The sequence below is a fragment of the Methanosarcina sp. Kolksee genome (genome assembly GCF_000969945.1).
In the GTDB taxonomy this organism is placed as follows: Archaea; Halobacteriota; Methanosarcinia; order Methanosarcinales; family Methanosarcinaceae; genus Methanosarcina; species Methanosarcina vacuolata.
The window spans coordinates 4270291-4287721 of record NZ_CP009524.1; the positions used below are offsets into that span (position 1 = coordinate 4270291).

General features: G+C 39.9%; 19 protein-coding genes. 9 read left to right on the top strand and 10 right to left on the bottom strand.

Going from position 1 to position 17431, the window contains the following annotated elements; genetic code table 11:
- The first annotated feature begins 22 nt into the window (after positions 1-22).
- The 3 genes from map to MSKOL_RS17595 all read left to right on the top strand — a co-directional run bounded on the left by map (position 23) and on the right by MSKOL_RS17595 (position 2229).
- A complete protein-coding gene (gene map / locus MSKOL_RS17585) occupies positions 23-913 on the top strand; it encodes a type II methionyl aminopeptidase (RefSeq protein ID WP_048123126.1) in 891 nt (296 codons plus the stop codon).
- Positions 914-1109: 196 nt separating this feature from the next.
- Positions 1110-1925, top strand: a complete 816-nt coding sequence (locus tag MSKOL_RS17590) for a hypothetical protein (RefSeq protein WP_231592308.1) — start codon at positions 1110-1112, stop codon at positions 1923-1925.
- A gap of 16 nt (positions 1926-1941) precedes the next feature.
- The gene (locus MSKOL_RS17595; RefSeq protein ID WP_048157950.1) at positions 1942-2229 is read left to right on the top strand and encodes a YunC family protein; all 288 of its coding nucleotides are present in this window, start codon (positions 1942-1944) and stop codon (positions 2227-2229) included.
- Between the two features lie 1604 nt (positions 2230-3833).
- On the opposite strand, the gene MSKOL_RS17600 is transcribed toward MSKOL_RS17595, so the two are convergent.
- Positions 3834-4088 carry a DUF2892 domain-containing protein gene (locus MSKOL_RS17600; protein ID WP_048123137.1) on the bottom strand — a complete coding sequence of 85 codons (255 nt, stop codon included), beginning with the start codon at positions 4086-4088 and terminating at the stop codon, positions 3834-3836.
- 265 nt (positions 4089-4353) lie between these two features.
- Here MSKOL_RS17600 and MSKOL_RS17605 point away from each other — a divergent pair, with 265 nt between their 5' ends.
- Positions 4354-5628 carry a YcaO-related McrA-glycine thioamidation protein gene (locus tag MSKOL_RS17605; protein WP_048157951.1) on the top strand — a complete coding sequence of 425 codons (1275 nt, stop codon included), beginning with the start codon at positions 4354-4356 and terminating at the stop codon, positions 5626-5628.
- Complete coding sequence (locus MSKOL_RS17610) at positions 5613-6284, top strand: TfuA-related McrA-glycine thioamidation protein (RefSeq protein ID WP_048157952.1); 672 nt, start codon at positions 5613-5615, stop codon at positions 6282-6284. Before MSKOL_RS17605 ends, MSKOL_RS17610 begins: the two co-directional genes overlap by 16 nt.
- A gap of 129 nt (positions 6285-6413) precedes the next feature.
- On the opposite strand, the gene MSKOL_RS17615 is transcribed toward MSKOL_RS17610, so the two are convergent.
- Complete coding sequence (locus tag MSKOL_RS17615) at positions 6414-6671, bottom strand: hypothetical protein (RefSeq protein ID WP_048123143.1); 258 nt, start codon at positions 6669-6671, stop codon at positions 6414-6416.
- Positions 6668-7651, bottom strand: a complete 984-nt coding sequence (locus MSKOL_RS17620; RefSeq protein ID WP_048157953.1) for a hypothetical protein — start codon at positions 7649-7651, stop codon at positions 6668-6670. The genes MSKOL_RS17615 and MSKOL_RS17620 overlap by 4 nt, the downstream gene beginning before the upstream one ends.
- Positions 7652-7944: 293 nt before the next feature.
- Between MSKOL_RS17620 and MSKOL_RS17625 the strand changes: the two genes are divergently transcribed.
- The 3 genes from MSKOL_RS17625 (at position 7945) to MSKOL_RS17635 (ending at position 10153) form a co-directional block, all read left to right on the top strand.
- Positions 7945-8439: a universal stress protein gene (locus MSKOL_RS17625; protein WP_048123147.1), complete on the top strand. Its 495-nt coding sequence runs from the start codon at positions 7945-7947 to the stop codon at positions 8437-8439.
- 677 nt (positions 8440-9116) lie between these two features.
- Positions 9117-9611 (top strand): universal stress protein, encoded by a 495-nt coding sequence (locus tag MSKOL_RS17630; protein WP_255352013.1) that lies wholly within the window; start codon positions 9117-9119, stop codon positions 9609-9611.
- Between the two features lie 44 nt (positions 9612-9655).
- A complete protein-coding gene (locus MSKOL_RS17635) occupies positions 9656-10153 on the top strand; it encodes a ferritin (RefSeq protein ID WP_048158454.1) in 498 nt (165 codons plus the stop codon).
- A gap of 84 nt (positions 10154-10237) precedes the next feature.
- Here the strand turns inward: MSKOL_RS17635 and MSKOL_RS17640 are convergent, their stop codons facing one another.
- Positions 10238-10756 carry a DUF134 domain-containing protein gene (locus MSKOL_RS17640; protein ID WP_048157954.1) on the bottom strand — a complete coding sequence of 173 codons (519 nt, stop codon included), beginning with the start codon at positions 10754-10756 and terminating at the stop codon, positions 10238-10240.
- Between the two features lie 106 nt (positions 10757-10862).
- On the opposite strand from MSKOL_RS17640, the gene MSKOL_RS17645 reads away from it, so the two are divergent.
- Complete coding sequence (locus MSKOL_RS17645) at positions 10863-11606, top strand: terpene cyclase/mutase family protein (RefSeq protein ID WP_048123153.1); 744 nt, start codon at positions 10863-10865, stop codon at positions 11604-11606.
- Between the two features lie 137 nt (positions 11607-11743).
- On the opposite strand, the gene MSKOL_RS17650 is transcribed toward MSKOL_RS17645, so the two are convergent.
- The 6 genes from MSKOL_RS17650 to pylC form a co-directional block, all read right to left on the bottom strand.
- Complete coding sequence (locus MSKOL_RS17650; RefSeq protein ID WP_231592309.1) at positions 11744-12712, bottom strand: DUF1638 domain-containing protein; 969 nt, start codon at positions 12710-12712, stop codon at positions 11744-11746.
- Positions 12713-12756: 44 nt separating this feature from the next.
- The gene (locus MSKOL_RS17655; RefSeq protein ID WP_048157956.1) at positions 12757-13554 is read right to left on the bottom strand and encodes a DUF1638 domain-containing protein; all 798 of its coding nucleotides are present in this window, start codon (positions 13552-13554) and stop codon (positions 12757-12759) included.
- A gap of 145 nt (positions 13555-13699) precedes the next feature.
- Positions 13700-14269, bottom strand: coding sequence for a TetR/AcrR family transcriptional regulator (locus MSKOL_RS17660; RefSeq protein WP_048157957.1), 570 nt, complete (start codon positions 14267-14269; stop codon positions 13700-13702).
- Between the two features lie 163 nt (positions 14270-14432).
- Entirely contained in the window at positions 14433-15062 is a 630-nt protein-coding gene (locus MSKOL_RS17665; protein WP_048157958.1) for a DUF3786 domain-containing protein, read from the bottom strand.
- Positions 15063-15338: 276 nt separating this feature from the next.
- Positions 15339-16130, bottom strand: coding sequence for a 3-methylornithyl-N6-L-lysine dehydrogenase PylD (gene pylD / locus MSKOL_RS17670; protein WP_156151140.1), 792 nt, complete (start codon positions 16128-16130; stop codon positions 15339-15341).
- Between the two features lie 209 nt (positions 16131-16339).
- Complete coding sequence (pylC, locus tag MSKOL_RS17675; RefSeq protein WP_197078790.1) at positions 16340-17431, bottom strand: 3-methylornithine--L-lysine ligase PylC; 1092 nt, start codon at positions 17429-17431, stop codon at positions 16340-16342.

Here is a 17431-nt window from a genome sequence, read left to right on the forward strand (position 1 = left end):
AACAATATTCACAAGGGGTAATATGACCGATAATGTGCACAATAAGCAAGATATCCTTGAGAAATATAGGGAAGCAGGCAGGATTCTGAAAATTGTCAGGGCCGAAGCCGTGGAAATGGTCAAGGTAGGAAACACTCTGCTGCAAGTTGCAGATTTTGTGGAAAACCGGACTATAGAGCTAGGAGGCAAGCCTGCTTTCCCATGCAATATTTCAAGAAACCAGGAGGCTGCACATGCAACCCCTAAGATAGGCGATACTGACGTTTTTGGGAAGGATATGGTTAAACTGGACCTCGGGGTCCACGTAGACGGATATATTGCAGACTCGGCCGTAACTGTTGACTTATCAGGAAATTCCGACATTACGAAAGCCGCAGAGGAGGCTCTTGCCGCAGCCATTGACCTTGCAAAGCCAGGAATCTCTACCGGGGAATTAGGAGCTGCAATCGAGAACAGCATTCGCGGTTACGGACTGAACCCGATAATGAACCTGACAGGTCACGGGCTTTCCCAGTATGAAGCCCACGATGATCCTGCAGTCCCCAACCGACATGTGGAAGGGGGAGTGATTCTAAAAGAAGGAGACGTGCTCGCTATCGAGCCCTTTGCAACGGACGGAGGCGGTGCTGTCCATGACGGAAACTGGGCCGAGATATACAGCCTTATAAGGAAAAAACCTGTCCGTTTGCCTGCAGTCCGGAATGTCCTGAAACAGGTTGAAGAATACAGGGAATTGCCTTTTGCAAAGCGCTGGCTTGAATCCGATAAACTGGATTTCGTATTACTCCAGCTCGAAAAGACAGGAATTATTCACTCTTATCCTGTACTTCTCGAAAGTTCAGGAGGGCTTGTAGCCCAGGCAGAACACACTATAATAATAACCCAGGACGGCTGCGAGGTTACAACAAAGTAAAACCCGAAAAATGAAGAGAAAATGAAATTGAAAATAGAGAGAAAACTAGATAGAGAATAAATTAGAATAAGTTGTGAATAAGTTGTGAATAAGTTGTAAATAAATTGAAAATGAACCGGGACTAAAAAGATGAAGAGAGTAGAGGTTAGCAAAAAGCCAGAAAACTAAAAAACTAAAAAAACATGAGTTGAGCGCCTTGAAAGGATACAATCTTTTTTTAACCGGTTTTCTGATAATAACCCTTTTTATGCCTGCCTTTCTGGCAGAGCCCTGTACCGCTGCCTTTGTACCCAGCAATAATATTACGCTGGAAAGGGGAGGAATGACCTGGGAATATCAAGAACAAATTACGGGCAATGAATCTATTGTCTTCAGGAGTTTCATAGACCTGGAAGCAGGAAACAGTGATAGATTTGTTAATGCATGGGAAATCCTGAAAGCAGGATCTATTCTCAGAGATAAAATGGAAGAATCTATAAAAACAAAACCTGATGTGAAACTCAATGGCACTTCAGAGCCAGTTAAAGTAACAGATGTTGACTTCGTACTCTCAACAGAAGCTCTGGGCAAGATTCAAAAAACCTCATCAATTACTAATTCTGCAACTGTAAGTTATATTTTTGAGAAACCTATTGATCGGGAAGCGAATATCTGGCTGATGGGCACCCCGACATCGAGTGTCACAATCAACCTGCCTGCCGGCTTTGATGTCGAAAGGACAGAAGGGCTAAATAGCAAAAGTCAGGAATATGAGAACAACACCACAGTTCTTAAAGGCACTTTCAGCTCGGAAAAAAATATAACTCTCTGGATTTCTGAAAATGAAACCTACAAAGCCGAGATGCAGGAAAGAGAAAGAATCATTGAGCAGAACGCAGAAAACAAAACCAATGCAACCGTAAATAAAACCGGAGCTGCCGGAAAAGCCGTAGAAGTCAGTAAATCCTCTGGATTTTTCAAAGACATCTTTATATGGTTTTATCAGGTAGTCCAAAAAGTTAATCTGGTTTAAAACTATTCTGAAAAATATGCTTATTGAACAGGTTCAGCTTGAAAAAGGGTGTGCTCTTGGCCTCCGCTTTGAGATGCAAAAATACCCTCTTCTGGTTATAAGGGCAGAGAAAGGCTTTCTGATGTGCGGATACCTGAATGTAAATGCTGCAGAGGCACTTGGGGACACGGCAGCGAAGGTTAAAGGCGTACAGAGTTTTGAAGATATGCTCAAAGCCCAGGTCGTTGAAGTAACCCAGTTTGCCAGGGAACTCGGGGTCGAACCCGGAATGACTGGCAGGGAAGCTCTGGAAAGGATGTTTTGAAGGAAAGTTGTTTTTAACTGAAAAAATTATTTTTATCCAGTAAATTATATTTAACTGGAAGAATCCCTTTTTAAAAGAGTTATTTTTAGCTGAGAGGACGTTAGCTAAAAGAATAATTTTAACTTATGAGCCTGTCTCAAAACTTAGAATTATGCTGTTAAATTTCCAATTTAGAGTAATTAATCGGTCTTCTGACCAGGAAAATAGTTCTTATTAATGTGGAATCATTGGTCATCGGTTAAGAAATTCTCATACCTGAAAGCTATCGATTTTGCATTAGAGGTCGGCTTTAAATTTTGGCCTGTTTATATGAAATCGGTTCTCTATTCCACCTCATAATTTAGAGAAATATTTGACAAATGTTGTGGAAATGGAGACAATTTATCACAATTCCTCAATTAGCCAAAAACACATGAGAAACAATCAGGTATTATGGCCTTCAATGCATCACTTTGTGCTTAAGAGCCTTTATCTTTCTTCTGTTGTTTTATTACGTATCCTATAAGAAAAACGCCCAAAATCCAGGATGATGCTAATAATCGACCATCACGTAGAGATATAAAATCTAATGTTCCGAAGATAAGACATAAAACTCCAAAAAGAAAAATTAAACCATATATTGACTTCAATAAAAATCACCCATATCATTTACTTAGATTACATGTTTTAACCTTTGTACAGTAATCTCAAAACATAGTAATCAGAATGCAGATCATCACCATATAAGCATGTGGCACTTAAAAAAATACTTAACTTTTAGTAACGTATAAAGCAGCATGAATAATGAAACTGCAATCTATGGCTCTAGTGCTGCAGAAAAAACGGTTTCTAGTCATGTTGTAACAGTATATGGGATACCTGTTATATACATTGTAATTGGCGCCTTAGTAATATTAGCTATTTTATATCTATTCGGTAGGGTGAAAAGAAAGGATTGCCACCATTTGATGAAAAAATCGAACTACCTGAAATTGTTTATTGCTTTCTTTGTCCCGTTGTTCTTATATAACATATATAATATGTATAACAGTTTTTGGCATTACGATATTTACAACAAATCATGGCATAATAGTTTCTGGTTTACTGATCCTATTTTTATTGTTATAACTACAAGCACTATATCGTTACTGGAAGCTATCATCCCATATTTATTCATAACTCTGAGTATACTTACAATAAAATGTTATCGTAAATCGTCTTAAGACGATCTTAAAGATTCATTGCAAAAATATCAGAATAAGCATGTAAGAGCCTATTCGAAAAGTCAGTAAAAAAATGTTGAAAACATCGGTTAAGGAATTTTCTTGCCTGAAAGCTATCGATTTTGCACTGGAAACCGGCCTTAAATTTTGGACGATTTACATGAAATCGATATCCTTTTCCAGCTTTTAATTTATAAAGATATATGAGATGTGAGAAGATTAACTCAATTTGTCATGATTTCTCACTTAACCGAAGACGCATGAATGAAAATTTAAAACTTAGAGAAAAAGCAAACATTGTATAGAATTCTGAGAAAAACCGATCTGAACTTAGAAATTTAATTTTGATATTGGTATTTGTTGAAAAATAAAATGGAGAATTAATATCTCCTGAAGTACTGTTTATTGACAAGCTTCCTGTATAGAAGCTTCCTTTTTCTTTGCGGTACTGATCCCAAGAATGGAATAGAGAGTGCAGTGCCTCAGAATTGAACTGCAAAGCCCCGTAAAAGCCATCACTACAACAATCCACTTCCAGGGAAATCTTTTTACAAGACCTGTTGACAGTGCAAGAGTTGAAAGTACCCCATACATAGTTCGAAACAGGAGATCAAAGCCTCCTACATTCTCTTCCAGAAACAATTTTTTGATACTCATCGGACAAAACCCCCTTATAAGCCCTCTTACATACTTATAGATCCTTCAATATATAGAATTATTCTGTTTGTACTCTATTTGTATTAGGTTCATAGATGCTTGCAGATGTCCGCAGCATTGTATTAAATTTGCAGTATGTTTGCGCCGTGTTTGCATTACGTTTATCTTTCCAAAGTCTTTAAGAGAAATTACATAAAATCCCCTGAAAAGACTCTATACCCGAAAAATCAAAAAATATATAACAAGAGACGGAAGGTTTCTAATTATGCCTGAAATAAAACTTGACAGATCGATCTCATATCTCGAAGGTACACAGCGAGTATATGACGAAGCCACAACCCTGGAAAACACTAAAGATGAGGTAAAAAAGATAGGAGTTACCCGAATTGCAGATATTACAAACCTTGATCGGCTCGGAATCCCTATTTTTTCGGCAATCCGCCCCAGTGCCGCAAAGGGAGCGATCAGTATATACTCAGGCAAGGGCTCAACCGAGCAGCGGGCCCGAATTTCAGCGATAATGGAGAGCTTTGAGCGCTGCCTTGCAGAAAGGCCTGGCCTGAACGCAAATATTAAAGGTGAGATTTCCGCCCCGGCTTTTGTGGAATCCTATATCAGAGCCACAGAAAGATGCACAGTGCTCGACCCGGAAACACTACTGCTACCCCAGCCTTATCTACCCCAGTCTTTGCTTGAATGGGTTGAAGCATACGATTTGATGAACAATGAAGAAGTGCTCGTAAGCTCTAACTCGGTTTACCATCCGTACGACTCGCCCGGACAATGCCAGAAACTCTTCCTGAGCAATACCAATGGGCTGGCGTCCGGAAACGTGATTGAAGAAGCTATTCTCCACGGAATGCTCGAGGTTATAGAAAGGGATGCAATCAGCATAGCACAGTTTTCCCGCAATCTCGGAAAAGAAATCGTGCTGACTGAGGAAAACGGATATTTGTACGAACTTGCCAGCAAATTTAAAGATGCAGGAATAGAGCTCAAAATCTGGCTGGTTCCGAGCGATACCGGCATTCCGACAGTAATTGCGGTAACTGACGACGTAAAACTCAAAGATCCTGCGCTTCTTGTCATGGGGGCAGGCTCCCACCTGAAACCCGAAATTGCAGTTTCACGGGCCATAACCGAAGCTGCCCAGTCGCGAGTAGTTCAAATCCAGGGAGCAAGGGAAGATACGGATAGAGAAGGCTTTATTCGAAGTGTAGGATACGACCGCATGAAACGTTTGAACCGGTTCTGGTTCGAAGAAGGAGAAAAAATTTCTCTTTCTGAAGTGCAGGACCTGTCCAGAAAAAGCCCTGCAGAAAATATCGATGTGATCCTCGAAAAACTTAAGGGCCTTGCCGAAAGAGTGCTGGTGGTAGACCTCTCAAGAGAGGAGATTAAAGTGCCGGTTATCCGAGTAATAATTCCCGGATTCGAACTTTTCACTATTGACAGAGATCGGAAAGGAAAAAGGATCGGTTCTCAAAGGAAGAAAGAATTCTCCAGAAACAAAAATGAAAAGCCATGGAAGAGACGATGAAAACAAAAGCGGTAATCTTTACAGGCAACAGCATCAGCCATGAGGACGCAAGAAAAATCCTCAAGGCAAATTACCAGCCTCCTGTACGCAGATTCCAGCTTGAAAAATTCGTCCAGGAAGGGTATAAGGTTATAGGAATAATAGATGGCATCTTTTTTGACAGGGCGGCTGTAGGGCACAGGGAGATTCTATCTGCGCTTAATTCAGGAGTAAAAGTAGTAGGAGGCGCAAGCATGGGAGCCCTCAGAGCTTCGGAACTGGACACCCATGGGATGATAGGTGTAGGAAAGGTTTACGAATGGTATAGAGACGGTGTAATTGAATCCGATGATGAAGTTGCAGTAAGCACAAATCCTGACACATTCGAGCCCATTTCCGTGCCTCTTGTCAATATAAGAGAAACGCTGAAAGCCGCACTCGCATCAGGACTTGTGAGTGAGGAAGAACATGATGGTCTTCTGAAACTTGCAATTGACACTTATTACCCCGACCGGAGCTATTTCGGGCTTGTAAAAGAAGGGGCGAAAAGGGGACTGATCCCGGAAGAAAAGAAAAAATCCGTTCTGGATTTTTGTACAGGCAATGAAGTTGACGTAAAAAGAGGAGATGCCGTCTTAGTGCTTGAAACCGTAAAAAAGCTGATTGAAGAGGCCTGAGATTTCAAACCTTCAAACCTCTCCTTTCAGACCTCTCTCAATTAGCAGTTTTTAATTTTCAAACTTATCCAGCATTTTATTGATTCAGTATTTTCTTTTTCCAGTATTTTCTTTTTCCAGTATTTTCTTTCAGCGCTTTACAATGTACAGCCTGATGATGTACAGACTTGCAATCAAGACAAGGAAGTTGTAAACCGCCCTGAAAATTGGAATATATTGATACTCAAACCAGATTTCAATTATCCTCTCTATGGAGAAATAGAGCTGGAAAGTGGCTACAAGAAGAAGCAGCATTGAAATAAGGAAGGCCCCTTTTTTGAAATTCTCCCTCATATCTGACACTTTTTCCGCTTTTGGCTCTGGTTTCATGTCTAAGTTTTCACTCATGCAAACCGCCTCCTCAGAATTACTGCCGAACAGAACAGGACCGCGGATAAAAATAAGCTGAATCCTGGTGCAGCTTCTTTTTCACTTGTATATCCCTCTTCAGGAATTTCTTCGGCTTCCACCAAATTTTCAAATTCACTTGTCTGAATTTCCCGAGCTTTAGTGGTACTTTTATCTTTAACCTCGACTATGGGGTTGAGCTGAATATAGTCTTCTCCACGCTCGACAATAGTATCATTGTTCCAGATCAGGACTTCTACAACGTAATTGTATTTGTCAGGCATTGTCAGATTGACAGTCTGGATAACTGTGGCTTCAGGTTTGATTTCTCCTGTGTGCGCCCAGACTTTATCCGCAAGCAGTCCGGCATCCATTTCACGGACCTTAACAAGCATACGAAAATCTTTGCTGGTTTCCCTACCTTCATTTGTCAGATAGATATCATTTTCAACAAGGACTTTTCCGTCTTCCACTTTTTTCACCCGGAAATCCATTTCGGGAATCCCAAGACCTGTTTCCTGTACATCGGCAGGCAGAGCATCCAGGTTGTAAACTTTGATTTTGCCATTGCCTTTCTGCACATCGTCCTCAAAAAGGACACTCTGAAGATCGTATCCTCCAGCTTTCGAAAGTGTCAGGACCTGACTCACTGATTTCGTAGTTCCTTTCTTTAGCACTCCGAGTTCTATCTTCTTCTGAGTTTCAAGCAGCCCGCTTTCCCGGCTATAGGCTTTAAGGAGAAGCGAGGTGTTCTTCGCACTGTCCCCCTGAACTTTTTCGACATACGTTGTGACGTTCAGGTCTATGAAAGCCGCTCCTATACGGTCTGCTGAGATGTCCATATCCCTAACATTGTAGTAGCTTTCTTCTTCAAAACTTTTAATACAGCCGCTCCCGAAGGCGAAAATCGTAATAAAGAATATTAAAAAGAAATTTCTTAAAAATAATACTTGAGTAGGCCTGGTTCCCAATTTTCTCAAGATCTGCCCTCCTCTTTAGTAATTATATTCCAATGTATATACTTTTTGCCTTCATAGACAACTCTTTCTTTTCTTTGGGAAACAATTGAATGAAAATTATTAATATGAACACATCAATATTCAGATAGAGGGTAAAATGTGGTGGTCAGAACATCGAATGCAAGTTTGAAGGATTCTGATTGCGGCCTGTGTATTTGAACATACTGAAAAGTCTCAAACCTGTAAAAAGGATGGGAATCCGGAATGTGAGAATACAAATTCAGAAACACAAATAGAGAACATGAGGGGTAATTATGGAAGGAGATATTGAAATTAAATCTAAACCGAGAAGGCAGATAATAATCGCTACCGATGGCTCAGAAACTGCAAACGAAGCCGCAGATTTTGGAATCGAAATGGTTGGGTGCAGTGGAGCAAAAATATATGCTGTTTATGTCATCGACACGACACCTTATCGCTCAGTTCCACTGGATAAAATCTGGTCAGACAAAGTACTTGAAGAATTTGAAAAAGAAGGCCGTGAAGCAACCTCTTATATAGAAAAGATTGGAAAAGCTGCAGGAGTGGAAGTGGAAGTCAGGGTGCTTAGAGGTAATCCGGCTGAGAAAATTGTCACTTTTGCAGAGGATAATAATATCGATATGATCATAATGGGTTCGCTTGGGAAAAGTGGATATGAGCGCGTACTACTTGGAAGCGTATCTGAAAAAGTTATAAGGCATGCAAAAATTCCGGTTCTGGTTGTTCGAGAACGGCATAAAAGTGAGAAAAAATTGATACAGGAATAACCAGTTCTGAGTAGGTGACAGCTCCCACGAATAAAGATTCGTGTCTCGCGTCCACCGTTTCAAGTTTTACCTTTGAAACTTCTTCAAAGAACCTTATACTCGGAGTTTCAGAGCAAAGTCAAACGGTTTCTGTAGCATTTACAGCTTCCGAACAAAACTTGACAATCTAGTATATACTCGAAAATGCAAAAACATTATCAGTGAAGGTATTATAAGAGAGTTGACGGCTGTATCCCAAAAATAAAGTCGCGGGAATGAGCCTTAGACACTCCTAAATTAAACGATCTAGCCAACTTGGCAATCTAGCCAACTTAGATAATCTAATCTTTTTAGTGAGTCGATCTCAAATTCAAATTTTTTTATTTTGAAGCTTATCCTGGAACTGATCTTTTGAATAATCAAGTTTCCGATCATGAAAGCAATTTAAAAATATAAATTAGTAAACAATAAGATGAATTCCGGTATTGTCTCAATAATAATAGATCTAATAGATCTAATTAATAGATCCGTACTCTAAGAGGAGTAAGTATAGAGGAAAGTAAGTACGGATGAGGGGAGTAAGTACAGAGGAAAGTAAGTACGGATGAGGGGAGTAAGTACAGAGGAAAGTAAGTACGGGGGGAGTAGGTATAGAGGAAAGCAGTGAACTTGAATCCAAACCGCAAAAACGAATTCTGATCGCTACTGACGGCTCAAAAGCTTCTGAAAACGTAGCGGATTTCGGGATAGAAATTGCGAAGAACAGTGGGGCAAAGGTCTATGCTGTATATGTCATCGATGTAACTTTTCTTGACTCAATTCTGATGGATGAAACGTCGGTAAAAAATGTCTACGCAGAGTTTGAGATAATTGGTAGTGAAGCAATAAGTCTCATAGAAGAAAATGCAAAAGCTGCCGGAATAGAAGCTGCACCCATACTGCTTAAAGGAAATCCGGCTGAAAAAATCCTGGATTTTGCTGAGAATCATAAAGTTGACATGATTGTCATAGGGTCTACTGGAAAAAGCGGGACTGAACGTTTTATGCTTGGAAGCGTATCAGAAAAAGTTGTAAGGCATGCAAAGGTCCCGGTACTTGTCGTACGTGCGAGATTTAAACCTGAAAGAGTCTTCAGTTACGGTAAAAGGGATAAAAAAGTCTCAGAAAATATCGTATACGAAGAGACGCAATGAAAAGCCGGAGGAAAATTTTTCAAAAAAGGAATGGGGGGAAATCAATGCTGAGTGAAAAGATGGAAGAAGCACTGAATGAACAGATCAATAAAGAACTGTACTCGTCTTATCTGTACCTTGCGATGTCAGCTTATAGTTCATCAGTTGGGCTTACGGGCTTTGCCCACTGGTTTAGAGTCCAGGTTGAAGAAGAAAACATTCATGCAATGAAGCTCTTTGATTACGTAAACAACCAGGGTGGGAGGGTTAAACTTAAGGAGATCAAAGAGCCACCTATGGAATTCGGAACAGCTATGAATATGTTCCAGCAGACATTGAAGCATGAACAGTTCATCACTCGCTCAATTCATGAACTGGTAGAGCTTGCCCATGCTGAAAAGGATGAAGCTACAGCTTCTTTCCTGCAATGGTACGTTGAAGAGCAGGTCGAAGAAGAGGAAAATGACAACGAAATTATTGCCAAACTAAGAGGTGTCGATAAAAACGAATATGTCATTCCCTCAGTTGACCAAGATCTGGCAAAAAGACTTCCACCCAGATAATTATTTTAAATCTTGATTCGATTCAAAAAATATTATCCGGGAAGCTATTTCTTTCAATTCTCTTATTTTTGTCCGCTTCAAAAGTCACTTCCTGACCATTGGAGTGCCACACTTTTCACACTTGACCTCAATGCAGGGAACACCCGGTTTATGAGGCAACTCATATCCGCATTCAGGGCATATGCACATTCCTTCGGGACCTCCAGAACCTTTTCCACGGTTACTGCACCTTCCATTGCCTCCTCCACCTATGCCCATTCCAGGTCCCCTACCTTCAGGACCACTACCGTCTCCTCCTGGCATCCTATAGTCTCCTCCTTCGATTCGTACTGATTTTCCATAAACAAGTGCTTCGGTTATCTTTACAAGTGCTCTTTTAAGTGTCCTCTGGAAAGTAGATTGGTGAATATCCATGCAAGTTGCACCCTCTGTTTGGGATAAATTTTCCAGGAAACTTAATCTCATGGTTTCAAGTTCATCAACTGTCAGGATTACTTCTTTCAGAGAATCCTTTTCTAAATTATCCTCTTCTAAATCCCCAGGTTTGAAGTGCCTCATTTGATGCTCGAAATTCACCAATTTTCGTTTCCTTGGGCGCACCATTATGCATAATAATGCGTAATTTTAGATATAATTTATCATTCTGTGCAATACCTAAGAAAGAAAGTTTAGAAATTGAGTAAAGGATTATGCAGTCAGGTATTAATATATGAAGCCTGAAAAGCACAATAAAATGTCAAGCAACCTGGAACTCGATATTGTGAAAAACAGTTTTGAATGGCTCTCTGCCCAGCAAATTCAGTCCGTAAAGGAACTTTCAAGTACCTTATCCGCACACGCCCTCTGGGCACTCCCAAACCCTTACATAACCCGCCTGATTCTTGAACAGGATAATAACGGTTCCTGGAACTCTTCAATCAGGGACACCGCAAGGGCCTGCTCAGCCCTTTCAACAGAAGGAATCGTATTCATGGCTTCAGCAAGATGGCTGCTTGCCAGAAAAAAAGAAAATTCCTGGAATGGGGACGTTTACGATACAGCCTACGCCATTGCAGCTCTTGCAGACATGGGAACTCGGGATAAAGACGGATGCAACTGGCTATCCGAAAACTATTGCCCTGCCTGGGAACAGGTCGGCACCACATCCCTCATAATTACAGCTCTCAAAAAGCAGGATAATCTGGCAAAAACCAGAACGTTTGAGACTTTTATCCAGGAAAAAGCCAGATGGATCCTTTCAAAAAAAGAGCCGGACGGTGGCTGGAAACATATTTCCACAAGCAATCTTGCAATCCAGGCCCTGCTTCTTGCAGGTTTTAAAGATGAAGTTGAAGATTCAGTCCACTGGCTCCTTGAAAATGTCCACGAAAACGGAGCCTGGGGAAATAAAGACGATGATATCAATGCCACTGCACTGACTCTAAGTACCCTGGGACTTTATAGAAAAAATTGAGAGTCTAACGGGATTTGTCTTTGGGATTTGTCTTTAGGATTTGTCTTCAGGATTTGTCTTCAGGATTTGTCTTCAGGATTTGTCTTCAGGATTTTGTTTTTCCTTCTTTTATTTTCAGCATACCACTTCAATTGTTTTTAATCTGACACTGCTTTTTTGCAGACATCATTTTTGGCACTTAGATAGGACTTACTTGCTATTTCCATACTGCCTTCCATTTCAGTAATACTCATATCAAAAGTCCGGGCATAATTTAAGACATTTTTATTGAATTCACTTCCCATAGAAATCTCATTACTGATTTTGACGACCCTTTTATAATGCTTTTTCAAAAAACTGTCATTAAAGTCAGAAGTGTTGTTGGACTCCATTCTCATTTCTTTCCAGCTGGAAGCCCACATAGGAGTCAAGTATATCATACCTATACCTTTCCCGCTCTGCATAACTTCAGCATAATTATCATTGCCCCCAAGAGCTACGCTGATACAGTCATCCACAATCTCTCCTTTTTCATCTTTGAGAAAATAAAGAGAGCAGGGAAGATCTTTAAAATCCGCTACCGTGTTCCTTAAAGAGTGCCCACAATTTCCATAGAAAATAAGAATACCATCTGAAAAAGCTGCCATTTTCCTGATATTCTGGTAGATTTCAGACCTTAAGAGTTCACTATCTGCGTGCAGACCAAGCTTCAGAGTATTTACAACGACAATAGGCTTTTCCCCGTTCTTTTCTTTACTCTTTCCTCCGGTATTATGAGGTATTTTCTTAAAAAACGGAAATTTCAAAAAAAGTTTCGAAATATTCACAGATACAGAGTTATATACAGAGTTATATACAGAGTTATATACAGAGTTATATACAGAGTTATATACAGAGTTATATACAGAGTTATTTGCCTCTTTTAAAAAAATAGGTACTTTTTCCAGAGGAAAAAGTTTTGGCTGGCAATTTATGGATTTAAGCTTTCGAACAAACCTGATACTTTGCCTGTTTTCAACTACAATCAATTGATTTAAGTCATGGTCTTCTGAGAGGACATATGCCAGTTCGTCTTCAAGCATTTCACAGGCAATTATGCTAAGTACAGGCATCTGCTCACCATTCAATTACAAATATAAAATTTTAAAATTTTTCAACATTTTGATTTTTCCTAAATCTCCATTTTGAGTTCGTTATAGCAATCTTTAAAAATTTCCTGATTACCATCATCGAATTCCAAAATTTCGAAATCAAACAAATCTGCAAATTCCCGAATAGAAGCGTCAAAATTTTCAGTATATTTAAGGCCGGTATTAATCTTGGCGACTCTTTTGTAACCAATCATTTCGTGGGTTTTTTTCATTAATTTCAATGCTTTGGCTGGATCTTTGTTTAGCTTATTCAGGTCGAGTATTTCCCTCCAGCCTTTGCTGTACATGGGAGTAAAAAGGTATGTTCCAGCATCACTAACACTTTTAAGTATCCTTAGATAGTTCTGGACTCCCCCCACAGTAGCCCCTATGCAGTCATCTACAATCCTGTGATCTTTGTCTTTAAGAATACGGACCGGACACGAGATTGAGCTACGTTGGAAATCTTTTTCAACGTCCCCCAGTACATTACCACATAAACCGTAAAAGAGCAAAATCCCAGATGAAAAAGGAGCAAGAGTCTGTATAGTCTCATATACCTTAATTTTCAACTCTTTAGGACTTCTATGAAGACCCAGTTCCATCAGATGAATCAGAACCGTATATTTCTTGCATTCGCTTTTGATTTCGGGAAGTGAGGAAATGTCTTCCAGAGAGAAAACTTTATAATGAAGGTTTACTTTATCCAGCTTTTCTACAAATTCCCGAATATTTTCATTATCAACTACGAGGACTTCATCAATGGAAGAGTCATTTTCAAGAATCCAGATAATTTCGTCCTGCATTATCTTGCATGAAATAATACTCATAATGGGCATTGAAGCATCTCCACAGAAGTTATGCCAGAAAACCTAATTTTTTAGCAAACATAATTTTTTTAGCAATAGATCGATTAAGCAATAGATCGATTGTAATAGTAGAATATACTTACTTACATATAAGTAAGTGCCGGTTAGGAAAAAATCAGTCCTTCCACCCAAGGTCAGCTTTAATTAGAGAAATAGATCTAACAAGCGTTTTTCTTCCTCTTATACTGGAGAATTGTCTGGCACCCATCAAGGCTTCAGCTACTAATTCTGCACGTGCTTCTACAGAACCAGAGAAATTAAACTCCCCCTGTTCCAGACCCACTTTAAGAACTCTGGAAATCCAGGTCAGGATGTCATCCATCAACAAAAGGTTTTGTTTTTTAACTTTCTCCGGAAGTTCTTCAAAATCGAGAATTACCGAGCCTGGAGGGCAGATTCTTTTGCCTTCATCAAACTCTTTCAGTGCGTAATCAAAGTAGTATTGAAGCTGGTCACGGGCTGAGCCTCCAGATTCCACTATTTGAGCAATATTTGCAGCTAAATTCTTTCTGCTGTCTTCGAGCAAAGCTGCAACTAGATCCTCTTTTTTGGGGTAATAATTATGAATTGCTGCATTCTTTATTCCCAGTTTCTGAGAAATATCTTTGTAACTAAATCCATTATAACCCCGACATTGCAAAAAATTCCTTGCGTAATATAGTATTTGCTGATTAGTCTCGTTCATATCTATTCATAAAAAACATTTATACTCGTTAATAAGTTAATTGAATAGTGTTTTTATTCATATAAACTTAGTTCTCCGATTTATTAGATGAGAAACATCTTGCATTTCACATTATATACACAAGTATTACACTATCCGGTTGTATCACACCCATCCGGTTGTATCACACCCACCCGGTTGTATCTTCTGTTTTGGTTGTCATAATCATCGCTCTTATAAGGCATCCCTCTAAAAAAGCCAGACATTCAAATTCCAGAAAGCATGAAGCATTTTTATCAAACAGAACCTGAACTTCACAAGGAAATTCATCGTCTCCATCATAATAAACGATTTGGAGAAGGATTTTAGGCAATGCTTTCAGAAGCCATGAATAGCCGCCCGATTTCAGCTTGCCATTAAAAACCCCACCTAATTTGCACATGGTTTCACTGAATGTTGCATAATCTTCACTGAATGTTTTACCAAGCGGATCAGTCATCCATTTTGTATTTGTGCCGGATGTTATTCCTTTGCCGGCAAAATTAGAAATAGGCACATATGAAAATGCAGGTTCACCCACACCTTTGGACAATGAATAGTAAGCCAGAACACTGAGATTGTTGACATCAACCGGCTTACCGTCTGTCGGATTAATACCGTGAGAACTTATCTCATACTCTCGGCCAAGAAAATTGACAGATAGAGCACCGTCCGGCTGAAGAGACAGGCCAAGCCGTTCGGCAACTTCTAAAAAATCGCATTTTCTCAATTTGGGTATGAGGCTTTCATAAATTTGTTCATAACCACTACTCATAAAATACTCCCTTCAGTGCGCACCGAAGGTGCTGATTAGCTCTTATTTGGGTTATTAGAAATCCATTTTGAATATATCCTCAATACAGAAGATAGTTACTTACATATAAGTAAGTACTGGTTAAACAAACGATAAAATAAAAAATTTTGTTGTGGAAGGAATATCCAAAACGCTTAGAATTAAAAACAATAATACATAGGGTTTAAACTAATTAATAGCGAAAAGGGCAGCAGACTGCCGAAATGCTGCAACCGGCTGCCAAGCGAAATTAAGGTATTAAAGCACAGAATACAGCATTGATGCCGTTCCTATTCCAAGGGGCTCAGCTACAAGTTGAACGTCGTATTTCTTTCGAAGCTCTTCAGAAATTGCGCAGGGAATTCCTGGAGTTGAAAGCACGCAATTCTCCGAAAGTACGGTTTCAGGAATCGTGTTTGCACATGGGGTCGCCTCGAAAATAATGGAAAACTTTTTCGGATTTGCAGGATCGAGTGGGATAACCCCGAGGTCTGAAACAGCTCTCTTAAGGAGTCTTGCATCAGGATCATACCCGTAAACCCTGAAGCCTTTCTGCACAAGTTGGGCTGCTCCGGGAAAACCTACCTTTCCAAGCCCCATAACAAGTACGTCCTTTGAGTCGGCTTTCAGGTATCTGGAAGCGATCTCAGCATAAATTACACCTGTGCAGGGTTGATTATTGGCCATTTTTCCATTTTTGATGTTATGGGCAAGGAAAGTGTGGTCGTCTGCCATAAGGATGATCTCGGCTCCGTTCTGCACAGCTTCATAATAGCCGCTAACATCCGGCATATCCGTAACAAAACTGTCAAATCCGAAATACTGCGTAATTGCATGCAGGGAAGCAGAAAAGTTTCCTATTATCCCATTTCCTGAAGTTACAGGCACGATACCTACTTTTTCGGAGAGCGGGGAAGTACCGTAGAGAGCTTGACAGACGCCTTTTATATCAAGCCCTGTTACTTTTTGCACGACAGAGTCGGCTTCCTGAAGTTTTCTATTAATATTTATCAAATCATTTGGGGTTAAAAGTGCCATTTTTATCGCCATTTCCTATTTAGGAGAATTTAAATTTTATATTCATTAAACCTGGGGATTATAAATTATAATTTTCATGAATATAAGTTTTTAATACCCATTTATTGAAATTTGAGTTTTTTAGACATCAAATTCGTTAAATCTAAGTTTTAGAGCTTTAATTTCTTAAAATCTAAGTTTTTAATCCTTTTTATTATTTTTTTGTCCTCAAATTTATTCATTCATAAAATCGCTCCGAAACGCTCCTTTAGAACCGAAAGTCCTTTGCATTTTTTTGCGCCGGTTTCTTCCCTGTCCTTACCCCAGAAGATCAGGGTAAATACCGGATTTTCTCCTTTGCAAAGAAAAATCTCAATGCCGGGTTCTTCGTAGAATTTTCCATAGTCGCTACCCATGGAAAGTACCTGTTCTCCAACAGGAACAAGAACACCGTTTTCTCCGAGCAGTAGGTGCTCGTAAATGCAGTATTTTTTTTCTGGAAGAGATTTGATTTCCTCAACACCGTCAGTAAAGGCGTGGAAAAGAAGTTCTATCAGGTTGATTCCTGAAGAATAGTAAACTGCTGTCGGGGTCTGGCTTGGGAAACGGGCATCGATTTCGATTACCCTGAGACCTTTTGGGCTGAAGATTGCTTCCACGTCCATAATACCCTTCAAGGGAAGATTTGCTGCAAGAGCATGGGAGATCTGCCTGAATAAAGAATTCGCAGGAAGTGGAGTTACCATGTGGCAGTCATAAGTTTCGTCTATATGGACCAGGGTCTCTTTTACCACGGCGAAATGACTTCCATCCCCGACAACTTCGAGAGAAACAACTTCGCCTTCCACATATTCCTCAACCAGCATGTCAGGTTCAAGGGCCTCAAGCTCTTTGTCCTCATAAATTATCCTGGCTCCCACACTGCTGCTTTCACAGGGAGGTTTTACAAAATAAGGAGGGCTGGAGGGCCTGTCCTGCGGAGTTGGGACTCCTATGGACTTAAAATAATCTTTTGAGCGTTTTTTATCCCTGCTTATCCGATAAGCTTCAAAATCGAAAAGTACCGGGCAGGAGAATTTTTCTTTTATTGAATTCAGAAATTCGATGCAGGCCAGATTTTCGTGTACAGGAAGTACAGCATCAACCTTTTTTGAGAGCTCAAGGAGTTTTTCAGGTTCCTTTATTACATCAAAACAGTAAAATTCATCCGCATAATTACGGATGAGAGCCTGCGGATTTTTATCCACCAGAACTACTTTCATTCCGGCTTTTTTAGATAGATACGCAGCTTCGAAGCCCTGGAGTTTCCCGCCTACAAGACAGATCGTTTTCAA